The organism is Pseudomonas sp. UBA4617, assembly GCF_002386445.1.
Lineage (GTDB): Bacteria > Pseudomonadota > Gammaproteobacteria > Pseudomonadales > Pseudomonadaceae > Aquipseudomonas.
In genome coordinates this window covers 34532-51522 of record NZ_DGIR01000026.1, presented here as the reverse complement: position 1 = coordinate 51522, position 16991 = coordinate 34532, and the positions used below count along the sequence as shown (strand labels likewise).

General features: G+C 63.1%; 14 protein-coding genes. 6 read left to right on the top strand and 8 right to left on the bottom strand.

All coding sequences use genetic code 11. The annotated features are described in order from the left end of the window. Positions 1 to 15: 15 nt before the first annotated feature. Complete coding sequence (locus B4L76_RS11360) at positions 16 to 168, bottom strand: hypothetical protein (protein WP_170033651.1); 153 nt, start codon at positions 166 to 168, stop codon at positions 16 to 18. A 178-nt stretch (positions 169 to 346) separates the two neighbouring features. Between B4L76_RS11360 and B4L76_RS11355 the strand changes: the two genes are divergently transcribed. From B4L76_RS11355 to B4L76_RS11340, 4 genes are all read left to right on the top strand, one after another. Further along, positions 347 to 796, top strand: a complete 450-nt coding sequence (locus B4L76_RS11355; RefSeq protein ID WP_296232534.1) for an EVE domain-containing protein — start codon at positions 347 to 349, stop codon at positions 794 to 796. A gap of 127 nt (positions 797 to 923) precedes the next feature. Continuing rightward, positions 924 to 1883, top strand: coding sequence for an HlyD family secretion protein (locus B4L76_RS11350; protein WP_296232533.1), 960 nt, complete (start codon positions 924 to 926; stop codon positions 1881 to 1883). Continuing rightward, positions 1880 to 4600: a ribosome-associated ATPase/putative transporter RbbA gene (gene rbbA / locus B4L76_RS11345; protein ID WP_296232532.1), complete on the top strand. Its 2721-nt coding sequence runs from the start codon at positions 1880 to 1882 to the stop codon at positions 4598 to 4600. Before B4L76_RS11350 ends, rbbA begins: the two co-directional genes overlap by 4 nt. A gap of 1 nt (position 4601) precedes the next feature. Then, complete coding sequence (locus B4L76_RS11340) at positions 4602 to 5714, top strand: ABC transporter permease (protein ID WP_296232530.1); 1113 nt, start codon at positions 4602 to 4604, stop codon at positions 5712 to 5714. Between the two features lie 57 nt (positions 5715 to 5771). Here B4L76_RS11340 and B4L76_RS11335 read toward each other — a convergent pair whose 3' ends face one another. Continuing rightward, positions 5772 to 6176, bottom strand: coding sequence for a flagellar basal body-associated protein FliL (locus B4L76_RS11335; protein WP_170033661.1), 405 nt, complete (start codon positions 6174 to 6176; stop codon positions 5772 to 5774). Positions 6177 to 6333: 157 nt separating this feature from the next. On the opposite strand from B4L76_RS11335, the gene B4L76_RS11330 reads away from it, so the two are divergent. Further along, positions 6334 to 7311, top strand: coding sequence for an NADPH:quinone oxidoreductase family protein (locus B4L76_RS11330; RefSeq protein ID WP_296232528.1), 978 nt, complete (start codon positions 6334 to 6336; stop codon positions 7309 to 7311). A gap of 69 nt (positions 7312 to 7380) precedes the next feature. Here B4L76_RS11330 and B4L76_RS11325 read toward each other — a convergent pair whose 3' ends face one another. The 5 genes from B4L76_RS11325 to trxA all read right to left on the bottom strand — a co-directional run bounded on the left by B4L76_RS11325 (position 7381) and on the right by trxA (position 12809). After that, entirely contained in the window at positions 7381 to 8031 is a 651-nt protein-coding gene (locus B4L76_RS11325) for a gamma-glutamylcyclotransferase (protein ID WP_296232527.1), read from the bottom strand. 278 nt (positions 8032 to 8309) lie between these two features. Next, positions 8310 to 9278 carry a CDP-6-deoxy-delta-3,4-glucoseen reductase gene (locus B4L76_RS11320; RefSeq protein WP_296232526.1) on the bottom strand — a complete coding sequence of 323 codons (969 nt, stop codon included), beginning with the start codon at positions 9276 to 9278 and terminating at the stop codon, positions 8310 to 8312. After that, entirely contained in the window at positions 9278 to 10744 is a 1467-nt protein-coding gene (gene ubiD / locus B4L76_RS11315) for a 4-hydroxy-3-polyprenylbenzoate decarboxylase (protein WP_296232525.1), read from the bottom strand. Before ubiD ends, B4L76_RS11320 begins: the two co-directional genes overlap by 1 nt. A 217-nt stretch (positions 10745 to 10961) precedes the next feature. After that, a complete protein-coding gene (gene rho / locus B4L76_RS11310; RefSeq protein WP_003253661.1) occupies positions 10962 to 12221 on the bottom strand; it encodes a transcription termination factor Rho in 1260 nt (419 codons plus the stop codon). A gap of 261 nt (positions 12222 to 12482) precedes the next feature. Beyond that, positions 12483 to 12809 carry a thioredoxin TrxA gene (gene trxA, locus B4L76_RS11305; RefSeq protein ID WP_056794137.1) on the bottom strand — a complete coding sequence of 109 codons (327 nt, stop codon included), beginning with the start codon at positions 12807 to 12809 and terminating at the stop codon, positions 12483 to 12485. A 256-nt stretch (positions 12810 to 13065) separates the two neighbouring features. On the opposite strand from trxA, the gene ppx reads away from it, so the two are divergent. After that, complete coding sequence (ppx, locus tag B4L76_RS11300; RefSeq protein ID WP_296232518.1) at positions 13066 to 14568, top strand: exopolyphosphatase; 1503 nt, start codon at positions 13066 to 13068, stop codon at positions 14566 to 14568. Here the strand turns inward: ppx and ppk1 are convergent. Further along, complete coding sequence (gene ppk1 / locus B4L76_RS11295; RefSeq protein WP_296232516.1) at positions 14555 to 16804, bottom strand: polyphosphate kinase 1; 2250 nt, start codon at positions 16802 to 16804, stop codon at positions 14555 to 14557. The genes ppx and ppk1 overlap by 14 nt on opposite strands. Positions 16805 to 16991: the final 187 nt, after the last annotated feature.

Here is a 16991-nt window from a genome sequence, read left to right as displayed (position 1 = left end):
TGCCAGCGAGGGGTATCAACGTTGTGGCTGGCTGGCGTCGACTGGCATCTGGTAGGCGTTGTCCAGCTTGCGCTCCCAGAACCCTTGCGCATAACCGGTAGTGACCACGCCCAGGCCGAAAATGAACACCAGGACCCACAGCAAGTCTGGCTTGTTGCGTTGATTCATCGAAGATTGCCCCCCCGGCAAACTGTTCAGTACTCGGCGATTTTCTGGGTACCGCCGGAGCATCGCGCTTTTATCGGGGCGCATTTTCCGACAACCTGCGTCTACACGCAAACCTTGACGTCAACCGGCTGTCGGTTTCGTGCAACAGGTTATTTCAAACTTTTTCAGGAGCACTTTCATGGCCTACTGGCTGATGAAGTCCGAGCCCGACGAGCTCTCCATCGAAGCCCTTGGCCGCCTCGGCGAAGCGCGCTGGGACGGCGTGCGCAACTACCAGGCACGTAACTTTCTGCGCGCGATGAGCGTTGGCGACGAATTTTTCTTCTACCACTCCAGCTGCCCGCAACCGGGCATTGCCGGCATTGCCAGAATCACCCGCGCGGCCTATCCGGACCCGACCGCACTGGACCCGCAAAGTCCTTATTACGACGCCAAGGCCACGCCGGAAAAGAACCCGTGGAGTGCAGTGGATGTGGCCCATGTGCAGACGCTGCCACGGGTGCTGGAACTGGGCTGGCTGAAACAGCAGGCCGGCCTGGCCGACTTGCCGCTGGTACAGAAGGGCAGCCGTCTGTCGGTGATGCCGGTGACTGCGGAGCAATGGGCGGTGATTGTCGCGTTGCGTTGAAACTGCGGCTAAGGTCATAAACCAAACGGGCCGCCCTGCGGCCCAGTCATGGACTTGACCGATATCAACACACCAATTATGGCCGCAGACCATGATGGAGTGTGCATGACCGCAAGGATGCAGAACGATGAACCGATACGCTCCCAGAATCTTCGCCATCGCGCTGCTGGCCCTGCTTGCGGCGGCCGCCGGGCTGGGGTACTGGAAGTCGCTGCACGACCAGTTGCCTGAAGGCCTGAGCATGGGCAACGGCCGCCTCGAAGCCACCGAAGTACAAATCGCCAGCAAAATCCCCGGCCGCCTGGCCGAAGTGCTGGTCGATGAAGGCGACAAGGTTACCCGCGGGCAATTGCTTGCACGTATCGATACGCGCACCATGGAAGCCCAACGCAGCCAGGCCGAGGCCGAAGTGCTGCGCGCGCGCGAAAACTACGCCGCCGCCCAGGCCAGCGTGCAGTTGCGCCAGAGCGAACTGCTGCTGGCCAGCCAGGAACTCAAGCGTGTGCGCGAGATTTTCCAGCGCAAATATGCCAGCCAGCAGTTGCTCGACCAGCAACAGGCGCGCTTCGACACGGCAAACGCAGCGGTAGTCGCCGCTCGCGCGCAACTGGCCGCCATCAAGGCTGCCATCGGTGCTGCCGAGGCGCAGGTGGCGCAGCTCAGCAGCGAGATCGACGACAGCAGCCTGCGTGCGCCCATCGACGGCATCATCCAACTGCGCCTGGCCGAACCCGGTGAAGTACTGGGTGCCGGCGGTCGCGTGTTGATGCTGATCGACCCCAGCGACCAGTACATGAACCTGTACCTGCCGGCCTCTACCAGCGGTCGCCTGACAGTCGGCGATCAGGCACGCATCGTGCTCGACGCCCTGCCCGAGCAGGCGCTGCCGGCGAAGGTAGCCTTCGTCGCCGCCAAGGCCCAGTTCACCCCCAAACAGGTAGAAACCCGCGACGAACGGCAGAAGCTGGTGTTCCGGGTGAAACTGCGCCTGAGTGACCCGGGCGCCGTGCCGCAGGCCAAACCGGGCATGCCAGGCGCCGGCTATGTACGCACGGCTGAGGTCGACTGGCCGGCCAGCCTGCAATGAACACCCCGGCACTGCTGGCTGAAGGCATCAGCCATTGCTATGGCGACCTGGTTGCCCTGCAAACCGTCGGCTTCAGCCTGCCAGCCGGCACTCGCTGCGCGCTGATCGGCCCGGACGGGGCTGGCAAGTCGACGCTGCTGGGCCTGATCGCCGGGGTCAAGCGCCTGCAAAAGGGTGAACTGCAGGTGTTGGGTGGTTCAATCCGCCAGCGACACCACCGCGCGGCGCTGTACCCTAAAGTGGCGTTCATGCCGCAAGGGCTGGGCAACAACCTCTATCCAGAACTGTCGATCAGCGAGAACATCCGCTTTTTTGCCACCCTTTTCGGCCTGGGCCGCCGTGAATGCGAGCAGCGCATGGCCAAACTGCTACAGGCTACCGACCTGCAGCGCTTCGCCGAGCGCCCGGCGGGCAAGTTGTCAGGCGGCATGAAACAGAAACTGGGCCTGTGTTGCGCGTTGATCCACGAGCCGGACCTGCTGATCCTCGATGAGCCGACCACCGGCGTCGACCCGCTGTCACGGCGGCGCTTCTGGAAGCTGATCGAACAGGTTCGCGCACAACGCCCGCAGCTCACCCTGTTGGTGGCCACCGCCTACATGGAGGAAGCCGAACAGTTCGAACATTGCCTGATGCTCGATGGCGGCCGCTTGCTGGCCGCCGGGCCTAGCCACGAACTGGCTGCGGCCACCCCCAGCGGCAAGCTGGATGACGCCTTCACCCATTACCAGGGCACGGGCAAGGCGCAACACCCGCCGTTGAGGATCCCGCCACGTCCGGCGTCTGACGGCCCGGTGGCGATCGAGGCCCATGACCTGACCTTGCGTTTTGGCGACTTCACGGCGGTGAACAAGGTGAGTTTCGCCATTGGCCGCGGGGAAATCTTCGGCTTTCTAGGCTCCAACGGCTGCGGCAAGACCACCACCATGAAAGTGCTCACCGGGCTGATGCCGGCCAGTGAGGGCAGCGCCAGCCTGCTTGGCCGCCCGGTGGATGCCAGCGACCTGGCCACACGCAAGCGGGTCGGTTTCATGTCGCAGAGTTTTTCGCTGTATGGTGAACTCAGCACCCGGCAGAACCTGACCCTGCACGCGCGCCTGTTCGACCTGCCCAAGGCAGAAACCGCCCAACGCATCGATGAGCTGATCGAGCGCTTCGACCTCGGCGCCATTGCCGACCAGCCGTCCGGCGCCCTGCCCCTCGGCCTGCGCCAGCGCCTGTCGCTGGCGGTCGCGGTATTGCACCGTCCGGAAGTGCTGATCCTCGACGAACCCACCTCCGGTGTCGACCCGGCCGCCCGCGACGACTTCTGGCGCCTGCTGGTGGAACTGTCGCGCGGGCAGGGCGTAACCATTTTCCTGTCCACCCACTTCATGAACGAAGCCCAGCGCTGCGACCGCATCTCACTGATGCATGCCGGTCGGGTACTGGCTTGCGACACACCCGATGCCCTGCAACGCCAATACCAGGGCGACACCTTGGAAGACGCGTTCGTACGCTGCCTGGAACAGGCCCAGGAGCTGGCCCCGCAAGCCACCGACACCAGCGTGCTGGAGCAGGCTGCCACGCCAGTACCAGCGTTACGCCAGCGCTTCAGTCTGCGGCGCCTGCTGGCCGTGGCCAGCCGCGAGGGCAAGGAATTGCTGCGCGACAAGGTGCGCCTGGCATTTGCCCTGCTGGGCGCGATGTTCATGATGGTGATCTTTGGCTACGGCATTTCGCTGGATGTGGAAAACCTCGCCTTCGCCGTATACGACCAGGACCAGAGCCCGCAAAGCCGCGCCTACCTCGAAGCCTTCCGTGGCTCTCGCTATTTCGCCGAGCAACCGCTCATCAGCGACGCCCGCGACATGCACCAGCGCCTGCAGCGCTCGGAAATCAAGCTGGCGCTGGAAATTCCGCCCGGCTTTGGCCGCGACCTGTATGCCGGTCGCCAACCGGTGGTGGCCGCCTGGCTCGACGGCGGCATGCCGTTCCGTGCCGAAACCAGCCGCAACTACGTGGAAGCCGTGCACCAGGCCAACCTCGAACAGCTGGCGAAGGCCAGCAGACAGCCACAGCCACGCCAGGACCTGGTGCGCCTGGAAACACGTTTTCGCTACAACCAGGACGTGGTCAGCGTGAATGCCATCGGCCCGGGTGTGATGGCACTGATCCTGGCCTTCATCCCAGCCATGCTTACGGCGCTGGGCATCGTCCGCGAGAAGGAGCTTGGCGCCATCACCAACTTCTACGCCACACCGCTCACCCGCCTGGAGTTCCTGCTCGGCAAACAGATGCCCTACCTGGCCGTGAGCCTGGTCAACCTGGCGCTGCTGGTGGCGATGAACCGCTGGCTGTTCGCCGTACCGCTCAAGGGCAGCGTGCTGGCCCTGGCCTGTGGCGGCGTGGCATACCTGCTGGCAACCACCAGCCTGGGCCTGCTGATATCGGCCTTCACTCGCACCCAGATCGCCGCCATCCTTGGCACCATGATCATCACCAGCCTGCCGACCATCCAGTTTTCCGGCCTGATCGTGCCACGCTCGTCGCTGGACGGTGCAGCGGCAGTAATGGGCCAGCTGTTCCCGGCGGGCTACTTTCTCGATATTGCGGTGGGCACCTTCACCAAGGCGCTGGGCCTGCGCGAACTGTGGCCGCAGTGCCTGATCCTGCTGGGCTTCTTCGCCGCATTCACCGGCCTCAGCCTGGCCATGCTGAAGAAGCAGGAAGCCTGACATGTCGCACCTCAGCCACACCCTGCGCCTGGGCCTCAAGGAACTGAGCAGCCTGCGCCATGACAGCGTATTGCTGCTGTTCCTGCTGTACGCCTTCAGCGTAGCCATCTACATGCCGGCAGCCGGTTCGGTGATCGGCGTGCACAATGCCAGCGTCGCGGTGGTCGACGAAGACCACAGCCTGCTATCCCGCAAGCTCAGCGAAGCCTTGCAACCACCCGAGTTCCAGCCTGCCGTGGCGCTGGCTCCGGAGCGCCTGGACCAGGCCATGGACAGCGGCCAGTACACCTTCGTCGTCAATGTGCCGGTGAACTTCCAGAGCGACCTGCTGGCCGGGCGCTCGCCGGAGCTGCAGATCAACGTCGATGCCACCGCCATGAGCCAGGCGTTCATGGGCGCCGGCTATATCAACCGCATCTTCGAACGCGAGTTGCTCGACTACGGCCAGCGGGCGGATATCCAGAGCCCGATAGCAATCAATGCCAAGGCCCTGTTCAACCCCAACCTGGAGGGTGGCTGGTTCCTGGCGGTGATCCAGATTGTCAACAACATCACCATCCTGGCGATCGTCCTCACAGGCACCGCACTGCTGCGCGAGCGCGAACATGGCACCCTCGACCATCTGCTGGTGCTGCCGCTGACCGCCCTGGAAATCATGCTGGCGAAAATCGCCAGCAATGCGCTGGTGGTGGTGATCTGCACCTGGATTTCGCTGGTGGTGGTGGTCAAGGGGGCACTGGGTGTGCCGCTGGCCGGCTCGATGGGGTTGTTTCTGGCGGTGACCGCGCTGTACTTGTTCGCCAGCACAGCCTTGGGCATCTTCCTCGCCACCCTGGCGCGTTCGACACCGCAGTTCGGCCTGCTGGCGATCCCGGTGATCATTCCGATGCTATTGCTGTCTGGTGGCAGCACACCACTGGACAGCATGCCGCAATGGTTGCAATGGGTGATGCAGGGCTCGCCATCGACGCACTTCGTCAGCCTTGGCGCGGCGATCCTGTTCCGTGATGCCGGGTGGACAGTAGTGTGGCCGGACATCCTGGCACTGGCCGTGATTGGCCTGGTGTTCTTCGGCGTGGCCCTGGCACGGTTTCGCCGTAGCCTGGCGTCCTGAACAGGGCGCCAGGCCTATGCAGGCCCCCGTAGTCGCACGGGGACCAGGGCTCGCAGGTCACTGCACGATCAGGTTGTTGAACAGCAGGTCTTCGACGATCGGTTTGCCCTCTTCCGCTTCCATCACCTGTTGCACCTGCTTCAGCGCCTCCTGGCGCAGATGCTCCTTGGCCTCGACATTGCTCATGCTTTCCACCGACTGCTGGGTGAACAGCGCCACCAGCTGGTTGCGGATCAGCGGCTCGTGGTGCTTCACCGCCTTGGCGGCTTCGTCGCCGGTCACGCGCAGGGCCACATCGGCCTTGTACACGCGCAGCCGCGGGCTGCCGTCGAGGGCATAGTTGCCAACAAAGGGCGGGCTCAGGCTGATGTAGGCGACCTTGGGCGCCCCTTCCTTGGCTTCCTCGGCCATGGCCGCAGCCGGCAGCAGCAGCGCCAGCACCATCAAGATCCACGCTTTCACGAATTCGCTCCTCAATACAGTTGTCGCCAGCTTACCCAGCACACCGCGCAAACCCAAGCCCGGGCTTATGCCGCGCCATCAGGGCGGGCCATGCTCGTTGACCGGTCAGGCGGCCCTCCTACACTTATCGGCCACTACCCGCAAAGGAATAGCCCTGATGAAAGCTGTGTTGTGCAAAACCCTGGGCCCGGCGCGCAACCTGGTGCTGGAAGAGGTGGCCAGCCCGGTGCCGAAGAAGAACGAGATCCTGCTCGATGTGCAGGCTGCCGGGGTCAACTTTCCCGACACCCTGATCATCGAAGGCAAGTACCAGTTCCAGCCACCGTTGCCATTCTCCCCAGGCGGTGAAGCGGCAGGTGTGGTGGCCGCGGTCGGGGAAAAGGCCGGCGCCTTCCGGGTCGGCGACCGGGTCATGGCACTCACCGGCTGGGGGGCATTCGCTGAACAGGTGGCGGTGCCGTTCTACAACGTGATGCCGATGCCGCCAAGCATGGACTTCACCACTGCTGCCGCATTTGGCATGACCTACGGCACCTCCATGCATGCCCTGCGCCAGCGGGGCCAGTTGCAGGCGGGCGAAACCCTGCTGGTGCTGGGCGCGTCCGGCGGGGTTGGCCTGGCGGCGGTGGAAATTGGCAAAGCCATGGGCGCGCGAGTGATCGCGGCAGCCAGCAGTGCGGAAAAGCTGGCCGTGGCCAAGGCGGCCGGGGCCGATGAGCTGATCGATTACAGCCAGGCCAGCCTGCGTGACGAGATCAAGCGGCTGACCGGCGGCCAGGGCGTCGACGTGATCTATGACCCGGTGGGCGGTGGGCTGTTCGAGCAGGCGGTGCGCGGGCTGGCCTGGAATGGCCGGCTGTTGGTGGTGGGCTTTGCCAGCGGGACCATCCCGCAACTTGCAGCCAACCTGGTGCTGCTCAAGGGCGCAGCGGTGCTGGGGGTGTTCTGGGGGGCGTTTGCCCAACGCCAGTCACAGGACAACGCGGCCAACTTCCAGCAACTGTTTGCCTGGCATGCCGAAGGCAAGCTGAAGCCGCTGGTGTCGCAGACTTATCCACTGGCTGAGGCGGGTGCGGCCATTGAAAGGCTGGGGCAGCGGCAGGCTGTGGGTAAGTTGGTGGTGCTGGCGCGGTAAGGCTGCAGAACTTGATCCGCAGTTCCGGCCCTTCGCGGGCATGCCCGCGAAGTTGATCAGTGCAGGTTGTCAGACTTCGCGCAGGTTATGGCAACGGCGGAACCGTGCTTCGAGGTTGCGATCGGGCATCTGGTGACTACGCAAGGCATTCAAGGTCTGCTCGACATAGTCACGCGTAGTGCCATAGCGCCCCTTGGCGCTGGCCAGGATCTGGCTCAGCAGGGTGTCGGGCAGGTTCCCGGCATAGCACGGCAGGTGCCGCTCCAGTACAAAACCCAAGGCCTGCACCTTGCTGCCATCACTCAGCCGGCAGTTGAGCCAGTGCGGCCGATAAGCCGGGTACGGCATCTCGCGTTGCCACAGGGCCATCAGCGAGTCGTCCAGGTTGCTTTCATCCAGCCGGTAGGCAAAGCCGCTGCAGGAACCGCCCCGGTCCAGGCCGAACACCAGCCCAGGGGTTTCCGGGGTGCCGCGGTGTTCGTGCGACCACAGATACAAGCCCCGATGGTAACCATGCACCCGGGCGCGCTGGCGCTCTACCGAGTTGCACTCCGGTCGCCAGATCAAAGAACCATAGGCAAACAGCCAGACCGGCCCACCCTGATGGCGCGACATGGTGCTCTGCATGGAGTTGTACAATTGCTCGCGGGTCAGTTGCTGACCGAAGTCGAGCGAAGGGGGGTAACTAACTTTCCAGGACGAACTTTCAAGTGCCGACATAAGCTGCCGCCATGATTCCCTGTGAACTACACATGTAGCGGAAAAACGATTCGAAGCAGTCGCAGTGTACTGCCCGCGCCAGCACTGTCGCCGGCAAGCCAGCTCCCACGAGGGAGACATGCATAACCTAAGGCAGACCGGTGCGTTAGCTCAAGTATATGTCGAGATTTTCAACGGGCATTCCGACGATTGGGAATTATTATTCCAGGCGGCGTGAAAGTTAGTGGCCAAGGCGGTAACAATTACCGCCTTATACCCGCACTTTTAAACTTCGGTTATTAACCGCGTGGTGCGTAGGCAAACACATCTGCGCGCATGCGGTGCGCATCCATGCCAGCTTCGACCAGGGCGTCGAGGGTGGCATAGATCATGTTTGGCGAGCCGCTGGCATACACATGCACGGCATTGAGGTCGGCGATGTCTTCGCAGACCGCCTCATGCAGCATCCCGCATCGCCCCTCCCAGCCGCAGAGGTCGCTGACGACCTGGTGCAAGAACAGGTTGGGCAGACGCTGCCATTCGTCCCAGTGTTCGATCTGATAGAAGTCCTCCGGCCGGCGCACGCCCCAGTACAGATGCACCGGGTGACGGAAACCCTGGGCCCGGCAATGCTCGACCAGGCTGTGCATCTGGCCCATGCCCGTGCCGGCGGCGATGAGCACCAGTGGCCCGTCAGGCAGCTCGGCCAGGTGGGTGTCGCCAAACGGCATTTCGATGCGCGCCAGGCGATCGCGCTGTAACTGGGCGATCAGTTGCAGGGCGCTGGGCTCGCGTGCCAGCACATGCAGCTCCAGCTCACGCCCGGAATGAGGCGCGGAAGCCAGTGAAAACGCCGCCTGCTTGCCGCCGTCGCGCTCGATCATCAGGTATTGCCCGGCGTGATAGCGCGGCGCCCTGCCGGCCGGTGCGAGCAAACGCACGCGCCAGACATCGCCGCCCACCTCGACGCACTCGCTGACACTGCACGCCAGCTTGCGCACCGGCAGCTCGCCCAGGGCGAGCACACCATCCCAGAGCAATACGCAGTCCTCCAGCGGTTCGGCAATGCAGGTAAACAGCTCACCATGGTCACGGACCGCGCCGTCCTGGCGGACCCTGCCTTCAACCAACAATGCGGCGCAGACATGGCAATTGCCATTGCGGCAGCTGTTCGGGCAGTCATAGCCCAGCCGCCGCGCTCCATCGAGGATCCGTTCCCCGGGTTCGAGCGCCAGCACCGCCCCGGACGGCTGCAACGTTACCTGCATCAATCTATTCCCAACTGATCCCACAGCTCATCAATACGGCGGGTAACGGCTTCGTCCTTGACGATGACCCGCCCCCATTCGCGCGTCGTCTCGCCCGGCCACTTGTGTGTGGCGTCCAGGCCCATCTTCGATCCCAGGCCCGATACCGGCGAGGCAAAGTCCAGGTAGTCGATAGGCGTGTTGTCGATCATTACCGTATCACGCTTGGGGTCCATGCGCGTGGTGATGGCCCAGATCACATCGTTCCAGTCGCGGGCGTTGATATCGTCGTCGGTGACAATAACGAACTTGGTGTACATGAACTGTCGCAGGAACGACCATACACCCAGCATTACGCGCTTGGCGTGGCCTGGGTACTGCTTTTTCATGGTGACCACCGCCATGCGGTACGAACATCCCTCCGGCGGCAGGTAGAAGTCGACGATTTCCGGGAACTGCTTTTGCAAGATCGGCACGAACACTTCGTTCAGCGCCACGCCGAGAATCGCCGGCTCATCCGGCGGACGGCCGGTGTAGGTGCTGTGGTAGATCGGTTTCTGCCGGTGAGTGATGCGCTCGACGGTGAACACCGGGAAGCTGTCCACTTCGTTGTAGTAACCGGTGTGGTCGCCATACGGGCCTTCCGGGGCCATCTCGCCCGGGTGGATCACCCCTTCCAGGATGATTTCGGCGGTAGCCGGTACCTGCAGGCTGCTGCCCCGGCACTTGACCAGCTCGGTACGGTTGCCACGCAGCAGGCCGGCAAAGGCGTATTCGGAAAGAGTGTCCGGCACCGGGGTCACCGCGCCAAGGATGGTTGCCGGGTCCGCCCCCAGGGCGACGGCAACCGGGAACGGCTGGCCGGGGTGTTTCTCGCACCACTCGCGGTAGTCCAGGGCACCGCCACGGTGGCTGAGCCAGCGCATGATGACCTTGTTGCGGCCGATCACCTGCTGACGGTAGATGCCCAGGTTCTGGCGGTCCTTGTTCGGGCCGCGGGTGACGGTGAGCCCCCAGGTGATCAGCGGTGCGACGTCGCCCGGCCAGCAGTGCTGGATCGGCAGCGCCCCGAGGTCGACATCGTCACCCTCGACCACTACCTCTTGGCACACCGCGTCCTTGACTACCTTTGGCGCCATCGACACGACTTTCTTGAAGATCGGCAGCTTGGACCAGGCGTCCTTGAGCCCCTTCGGCGGCTCGGGCTCCTTGAGGAAGGCCAGCAGCTTGCCGATTTCGCGCAGTTCCGCCACCGATTCGGCGCCCATGCCCATGGCCACGCGCTCCGGGGTGCCGAACAGGTTGCCCAGCACCGGCATGTCGAAGCCGGTGGGCTTTTCGAACAGCAATGCGGGGCCCCTGGCGCGCAGGGTGCGGTCGCAGACCTCGGTCATTTCCAGCACAGGGGAGATCGGTACCTGGATGCGCTTGAGTTCGCCGCGCTGTTCCAGGCCACGGATGAAGTCGCGCAAGTCGCGATACTGCATGCAGGAGCCTCATGTTGGCCGTATCGGTCGGGGTGCAGAGTGTAGCGCCGTTCGGTGCCCAAAGGCCAAAAATGACTTGGGGCCGCTTCGCGCCCCATCGTCGGCAAGCCAGTTCCACAGGCTTTGCACAAGCTTCGAAAGCTGTGCAGTTGCCGTGGGCGCTGGCTTGCCGGCGATGGGCTGCGAAGCAGCCCCATTCAATACCTGGCTGGGAAGCTTACTTGCGCTTCATCGACAGGAAGAACTCGTCGTTGGTCTTGGTCTGCTTGAGCTTGTCGACCAGGAACTCGATGGCGGCGATTTCGTCCATCGGGTGCAGCAGCTTGCGCAGGATCCACATGCGCTGCAGTTCGTCGTCGGCGGTCAGCAGCTCTTCGCGACGGGTACCGGAGCGGTTGATGTTGATGGCCGGGAACACACGCTTCTCGGCGATACGACGGTCAAGTGGCAGTTCCATGTTGCCGGTGCCCTTGAACTCTTCGTAGATCACTTCATCCATCTTCGAGCCGGTTTCGACCAGCGCGGTAGCGATGATGGTCAGCGAGCCGCCTTCCTCGATGTTACGCGCGGCACCGAAGAAGCGCTTCGGCTTCTCCAGGGCATGGGCGTCGACACCACCGGTCAGTACCTTGCCGGAGCTCGGGATCACGGTGTTGTAGGCACGCGCCAGACGGGTGATGGAATCCAGCAGGATGACCACATCCTTCTTGTGCTCGACCAGACGCTTGGCCTTCTCGATCACCATCTCGGCAACCTGCACGTGGCGGGTGGGTGGCTCGTCGAAGGTGGAGGCAACCACTTCGCCGCGCACGGTGCGCTGCATTTCGGTCACTTCTTCCGGGCGCTCGTCGATCAGCAGGACGATCAGGTGGCACTCAGGGTTGTTACGGGTGATGTTGGCCGCGATGTTCTGCAGCATGATCGTCTTGCCGGCCTTTGGCGGCGCCACGATCAGGCCACGCTGGCCTTTGCCGATCGGGGCGCACAGGTCGATGACGCGGCCAGTCAGGTCCTCAGTGGAGCCGTTGCCGGCTTCCATCTTCAGGCGCTTGTTCGGGAACAGCGGCGTCAGGTTTTCGAACAGGATCTTGTTCTTCGCGTTTTCCGGGCGGTCGAAGTTGATGGTGTCGACCTTCAGCAGGGCGAAGTAACGCTCCCCTTCCTTCGGTGGGCGGATCTTGCCGACGATGGTGTCGCCGGTACGCAGGTTGAAGCGGCGGATCTGGCTGGGCGAGACGTAGATATCGTCGGGGCCGGCCAGGTAGGACGCATCAGCCGAACGCAGGAAACCGAAACCATCCTGGAGAATCTCCAGCACGCCGTCACCCGAGATCTCTTCGCCGCTTTTCGCGTGCTTCTTCAGCAGGGCGAAAATCACGTCCTGTTTGCGCGAACGGGCCATGTTTTCGATGCCCATCTGTTCGGCCATTTCCAAAAGATCGGTAATCGGCTTTTGCTTGAGTTCAGTCAGGTTCATAAGGGGAGTGACGTAATCATGTAAGAAGGGAGAATTAAGCTTCTGGCTTAATGAGGCCGCGCCGCTAGATGGCGACAGGATCGCGTACTGATTCGAATTAGGGATGCTTCGGCGACGGCGTGTAGAGGGCACTGGAGAAGCAGTGCGAGGCCGAATGTAACACTTGCTTTTTTCGACGTCTAGTGGTTTTGACAGGGTAAATCGTACCCCTGCAGACCTTTGCGCGCAAAAAAAACCCCGCATTCGCGGGGCTTTTCGCTATCACAGGTGGGCGTCGAGGAACGCGGCCAGCTGCGATTTGGACAGGGCGCCGACCTTGGTGGCCTCGACGTTGCCGTTCTTGAACAGCATCAGGGTCGGGATACCACGCACGCCGTGCTTGGCCGGGGTTTCCTGGTTCTCGTCGATGTTCAGCTTGGCGACAGTCAGTTTGCCCTCGTAGGTGGCAGCGATGTCGTCCAGAACCGGAGCGATCATCTTGCATGGGCCGCACCATTCAGCCCAGTAGTCGACCAGAACCGGGCCCTGAGCCTGCAGTACTTCGGCTTCGAAGCTGGCGTCGGTGACGTGTTTGATTTTGTCGCTCATGGAAATCTCCAAGGTCGTAAGCAATAAAAAACGTTGCCCATCATAGCCGCACCCGTCTCCTACAGGAAGTCGCGGGCGATTGAGTGTAACTATAGTTGTGCAAGACGCAGCGAATCGGAACTGTCATGCCAGTGTCATAACATCGAATGACCTGTTGCCTTGCATCAAGGCCAGCTCAACGGCTGGGTGCGACGCGTTGGCGATAGCCTGCTATCGTGGCACGATTGCCGGGTTAACGACCGAGAACAACCAGATCATGCCGCATACCATCGCGAAGAACCTGTCCCTGATTGCCGCCATCGACCTTGGCTCCAACAGCTTTCACATGGTCGTGGCCAAGGCCCACCATACCGAAATCCGCATTCTCGAGCGGCTCGGCGAGAAGGTGCAGTTGGCCGCCGGCATCGACGAGGGCCGCATGCTCAGCGAAGAAGCCATGGAACGGGGCCTGGACTGCCTCAAGCGCTTTTCCCAGCTGATCAACGGCATGCCCGCCGGCTCGGTGCGCATCGTGGGCACCAACGCCTTGCGCGAAGCGCGCAACCGCAACGAATTCATCCAGCGCGCCGAAGCCATCCTCGGCCACCCGGTGGAGGTCATCTCCGGCCGCGAAGAAGCGCGCCTGATCTACCTCGGCGTGTCGCACACCCTCGCCGATACGCCGGGCAAGCGCCTGGTCGCCGACATCGGCGGCGGCAGTACCGAGTTCATCATCGGCCAGCGCTTCGAACCGCTGCTGCGCGAAAGCCTGCAGATGGGCTGCGTCAGCTTCACCCAGCGCTACTTCCGCGACGGCAAGATCACCCCGGCCCGCTACGCCCAGGCCTATACCGCCGCGCGCCTGGAGCTGATGAGCATCGAGAATGCCCTGCATCGCCTGACCTGGGACGAGGCCATCGGCTCCTCCGGCACCATCCGCGCCATCGGCGCAGCCATCAAGGCCGGAGGCCTGGGCAATGGCGAGGTCAACGCCGAAGGCCTGGCCTGGGTCAAGCGCAAGCTGTTCAAGCTGGGTGAGGCCGACAAGATCGACTTCGACGGCGTCAAACCTGACCGCCGGACCATCTTCCCGGCAGGCCTGGCGATACTCGAAGCGATTTTCGATGCGCTGGAACTGCAGCGCATGGACCACTGCGACGGCGCCCTGCGCGAAGGCGTGCTGTTCGACCTGCTAGGCCGCCACCATCACGAAGATGTGCGCGAGCGCACCCTCAACTCGCTGATGGAACGTTACCACGTCGACCAGGGCCAGGCCGCTCGCGTCGAGCGCAAGGCCTTGCACGCGTTCGACCAGGTCGCCGATGCCTGGGACCTGAAGGACGGGAACTGGCGCGACCTGCTGGGTTGGGCAGCGAAGGTGCACGAGATCGGCCTGGACATAGCCCACTACCATTATCACAAGCACGGGGCCTACCTGATCGAGCATTCCGACCTGTCGGGCTTCTCGCGCGAGGACCAGCAGATGATGGCCTTGCTGGTACGCGGCCACCGCCGCAACATCCCCAAGGACAAATACGCCGAACTGGGCGAGGAAGGGGTGAAGCTCCTGCGCCTGTGCGTGCTGCTGCGCTTCGCCATCCTGTTCCATCATATCCGTGGCAACCAGCAGATGCCGAAGGTGGAACTGAAGGCAGCCGGTGACAGCCTCGATGTGGTATTCCCGCAAGGCTGGCTGGAACAGAACCAGCTGACCCAGGCCGACTTCGCCAACGAGGCGGAATGGCTGGCCCGGGTCGGTTTCGTCCTCAGCGTACGTTGAGGACCGGGTTGCTCAGGCGCTCCAGCAAGGTCGCCTGGGCACTGCGCGGGTTCTGGTTGCCGGTCGGCGTGCTGCGCACGTAGCGCCCGTCCGGCTGCAGGGTCCAGGCGTGGGTGTTGTCGGTCAGGTAGCCTTCCAGCTCTTTCTTCACCCGCAACAGCAGTTTCTTGCCTTCCACCGGGAAGCAGGTCTCGACACGCTTGTCGAGGTTGCGCTCCATCCAGTCGGCACTGGACAGGTAGATCTGCTCTTCGCCGCCATTGAGGAAATAGAACACCCGCGTGTGCTCGAGGAAACGGCCGATGATCGAGCGCACCTGGATGTTGTGCGAAACCCCCGGGATGCCTGGGCGCAGACAGCACATGCCACGCACCACCAGGTCGATCTTCACGCCCGACTGGCTGGCCTTGTACAGCGCCTTGATCACCTTGGCATCGGTCAACGAGTTGAATTTGGCAATGATGTGCGCCGGCTTGCCTTCGAGGGCGAACTGGGTTTCCCGCGCAATCATGTCGAGCATGCCCTTCTTCAGGGTGAACGGCGCGTGCAGCAGCTTCTTCATGCGCAGGGTCTTGCCCATGCCGATCAGCTGGCTGAACAGTTTGCCGACGTCCTCGGTGAGGGCGTCGTCGGAAGTCAGCAGGCTGTAGTCGGTGTACAGGCGGGCGTTGCCGGCGTGGTAGTTGCCGGTGCCCAGGTGCGCATAGCGCACGATCTCGCCGTGCTCGCGGCGCAGGATCAGCATCATCTTGGCGTGGGTCTTGAAGCCGACCACACCGTAGATCACCACTGCACCGGCGGCCTGCAGGCGGCTGGCCATCTGCAGGTTGGACTCTTCGTCGAAACGGGCACGCAATTCGATCACCGCGGTGACCTCCTTGCCGTTGCGCGCCGCGTCGACCAGGGCGTCGACGATTTCCGAGTTGGCACCGGAGCGGTACAGGGTCTGGCGCACGGCGAGCACGTGCGGGTCCTTGGCCGCCTGGCGCAGCAGGTCAATCACCGGGGTGAACGACTCGAACGGGTGCATCAGCAGGATGTCCTGCTTGCCGATCACGCTAAAGATGTTGTCAGCGTTCTGCAGCAGCTTGGGAATCGCCGGGGTGAATGGCGTGTACTGCAGCTCCGGGTGGCTGTCCAGGCCAGTAATGCTGAACAGGCGGGTGAGGTTGACCGGGCCGTTGACCTGATACAGCTCGCTTTCGCTGAGGCTGAACTGCTTGAGCAGGTAGTCCGACAGGTGTTTCGGGCAGGTATCGGCCACTTCCAGGCGCACGGCATCGCCATAGCGGCGCGAGAACAACTCGCCGCGCAGCGCGCGTGCCAGGTCATCGACCTCTTCGGAGTCCAGCGCCAGGTCGGCGTTACGGGTCAGGCGGAACTGGTAGCAGCCCTTTACCTTCATGCCCTGGAACAGGTCGTCGGCGTGCGCGTGGATCATCGACGACAGGAACACATAGTTGTCCCCTGCGCCACCCACCTCTTCCGGCACGCGGATGACCCGCGGCAGGAGGCGCGGGGCCGGGATGATCGCCAGGCCCGAATCGCGGCCGAAGGCATCGACACCCTCAAGCTCGACGATGAAGTTGAGGCTCTTGTTCACCAGCAGCGGGAACGGGTGGGTCGGGTCGAGGCCGATCGGAGTGATGATCGGGGCGATTTCGTCGCGAAAGTAGCGGCGCACCCAGGTCTTGAGCTTGGGTGTCCAGTAACGGCGGCGGATGAAGCGGATCTGGTGCTTTTCCAGCTCTGGCAGCAGCACATCGTTGAGGATCGCGTACTGGCGCTCCACTTCGCTGTGCACCAGCTCGCTGATGCGCGCCAGCGCCTGGTGCGGCTGCAGGCCGTCGGCGCCGGCCAGTTCACGGGCAAAATTGATCTGCTTCTTCAGGCCGGCCACGCGGATCTCGAAGAACTCGTCGAGGTTGCTGGAAAAGATCAGCAGGAACTTGAGGCGTTCGAGCAGCGGGTAGCTCTCGTCCAGCGCCTGTTCCAGCACGCGGATGTTGAACTGCAGCTGCGAAAGTTCGCGATGAATGTACAGGCTGCTGTCGTCCAGGCCGGGGACGGCAATGGCCGGGGCCGCGGCCGGTGCTGGCGCCGGGGCCACGGGCCCGGCCGCTGGCTCTACGGCAGGCGCAGGCGTCGGCGGCAGGTCTGGCGGGGTCTGCACCATCTCTTCGGGGAGTTCCTGAGCATCCTTGATCGCGACAGGGGTTAGCACTTCATTATTCATCTGGCGTTCCTGAGGACGTTAACGCCCTATCATCAATTGAGCGGCAAGATAAGCGCCCATTATGACGCCTGTGTTACACGCCAGGGCAAGCGATGGCGCGCGCCTTCGGGCATTCTCGATGCAGGAAATGTTCACGTCGAGACACATTTGGACACTTTCATGAATGCGCGCGAAGGGGTAGGCTGCG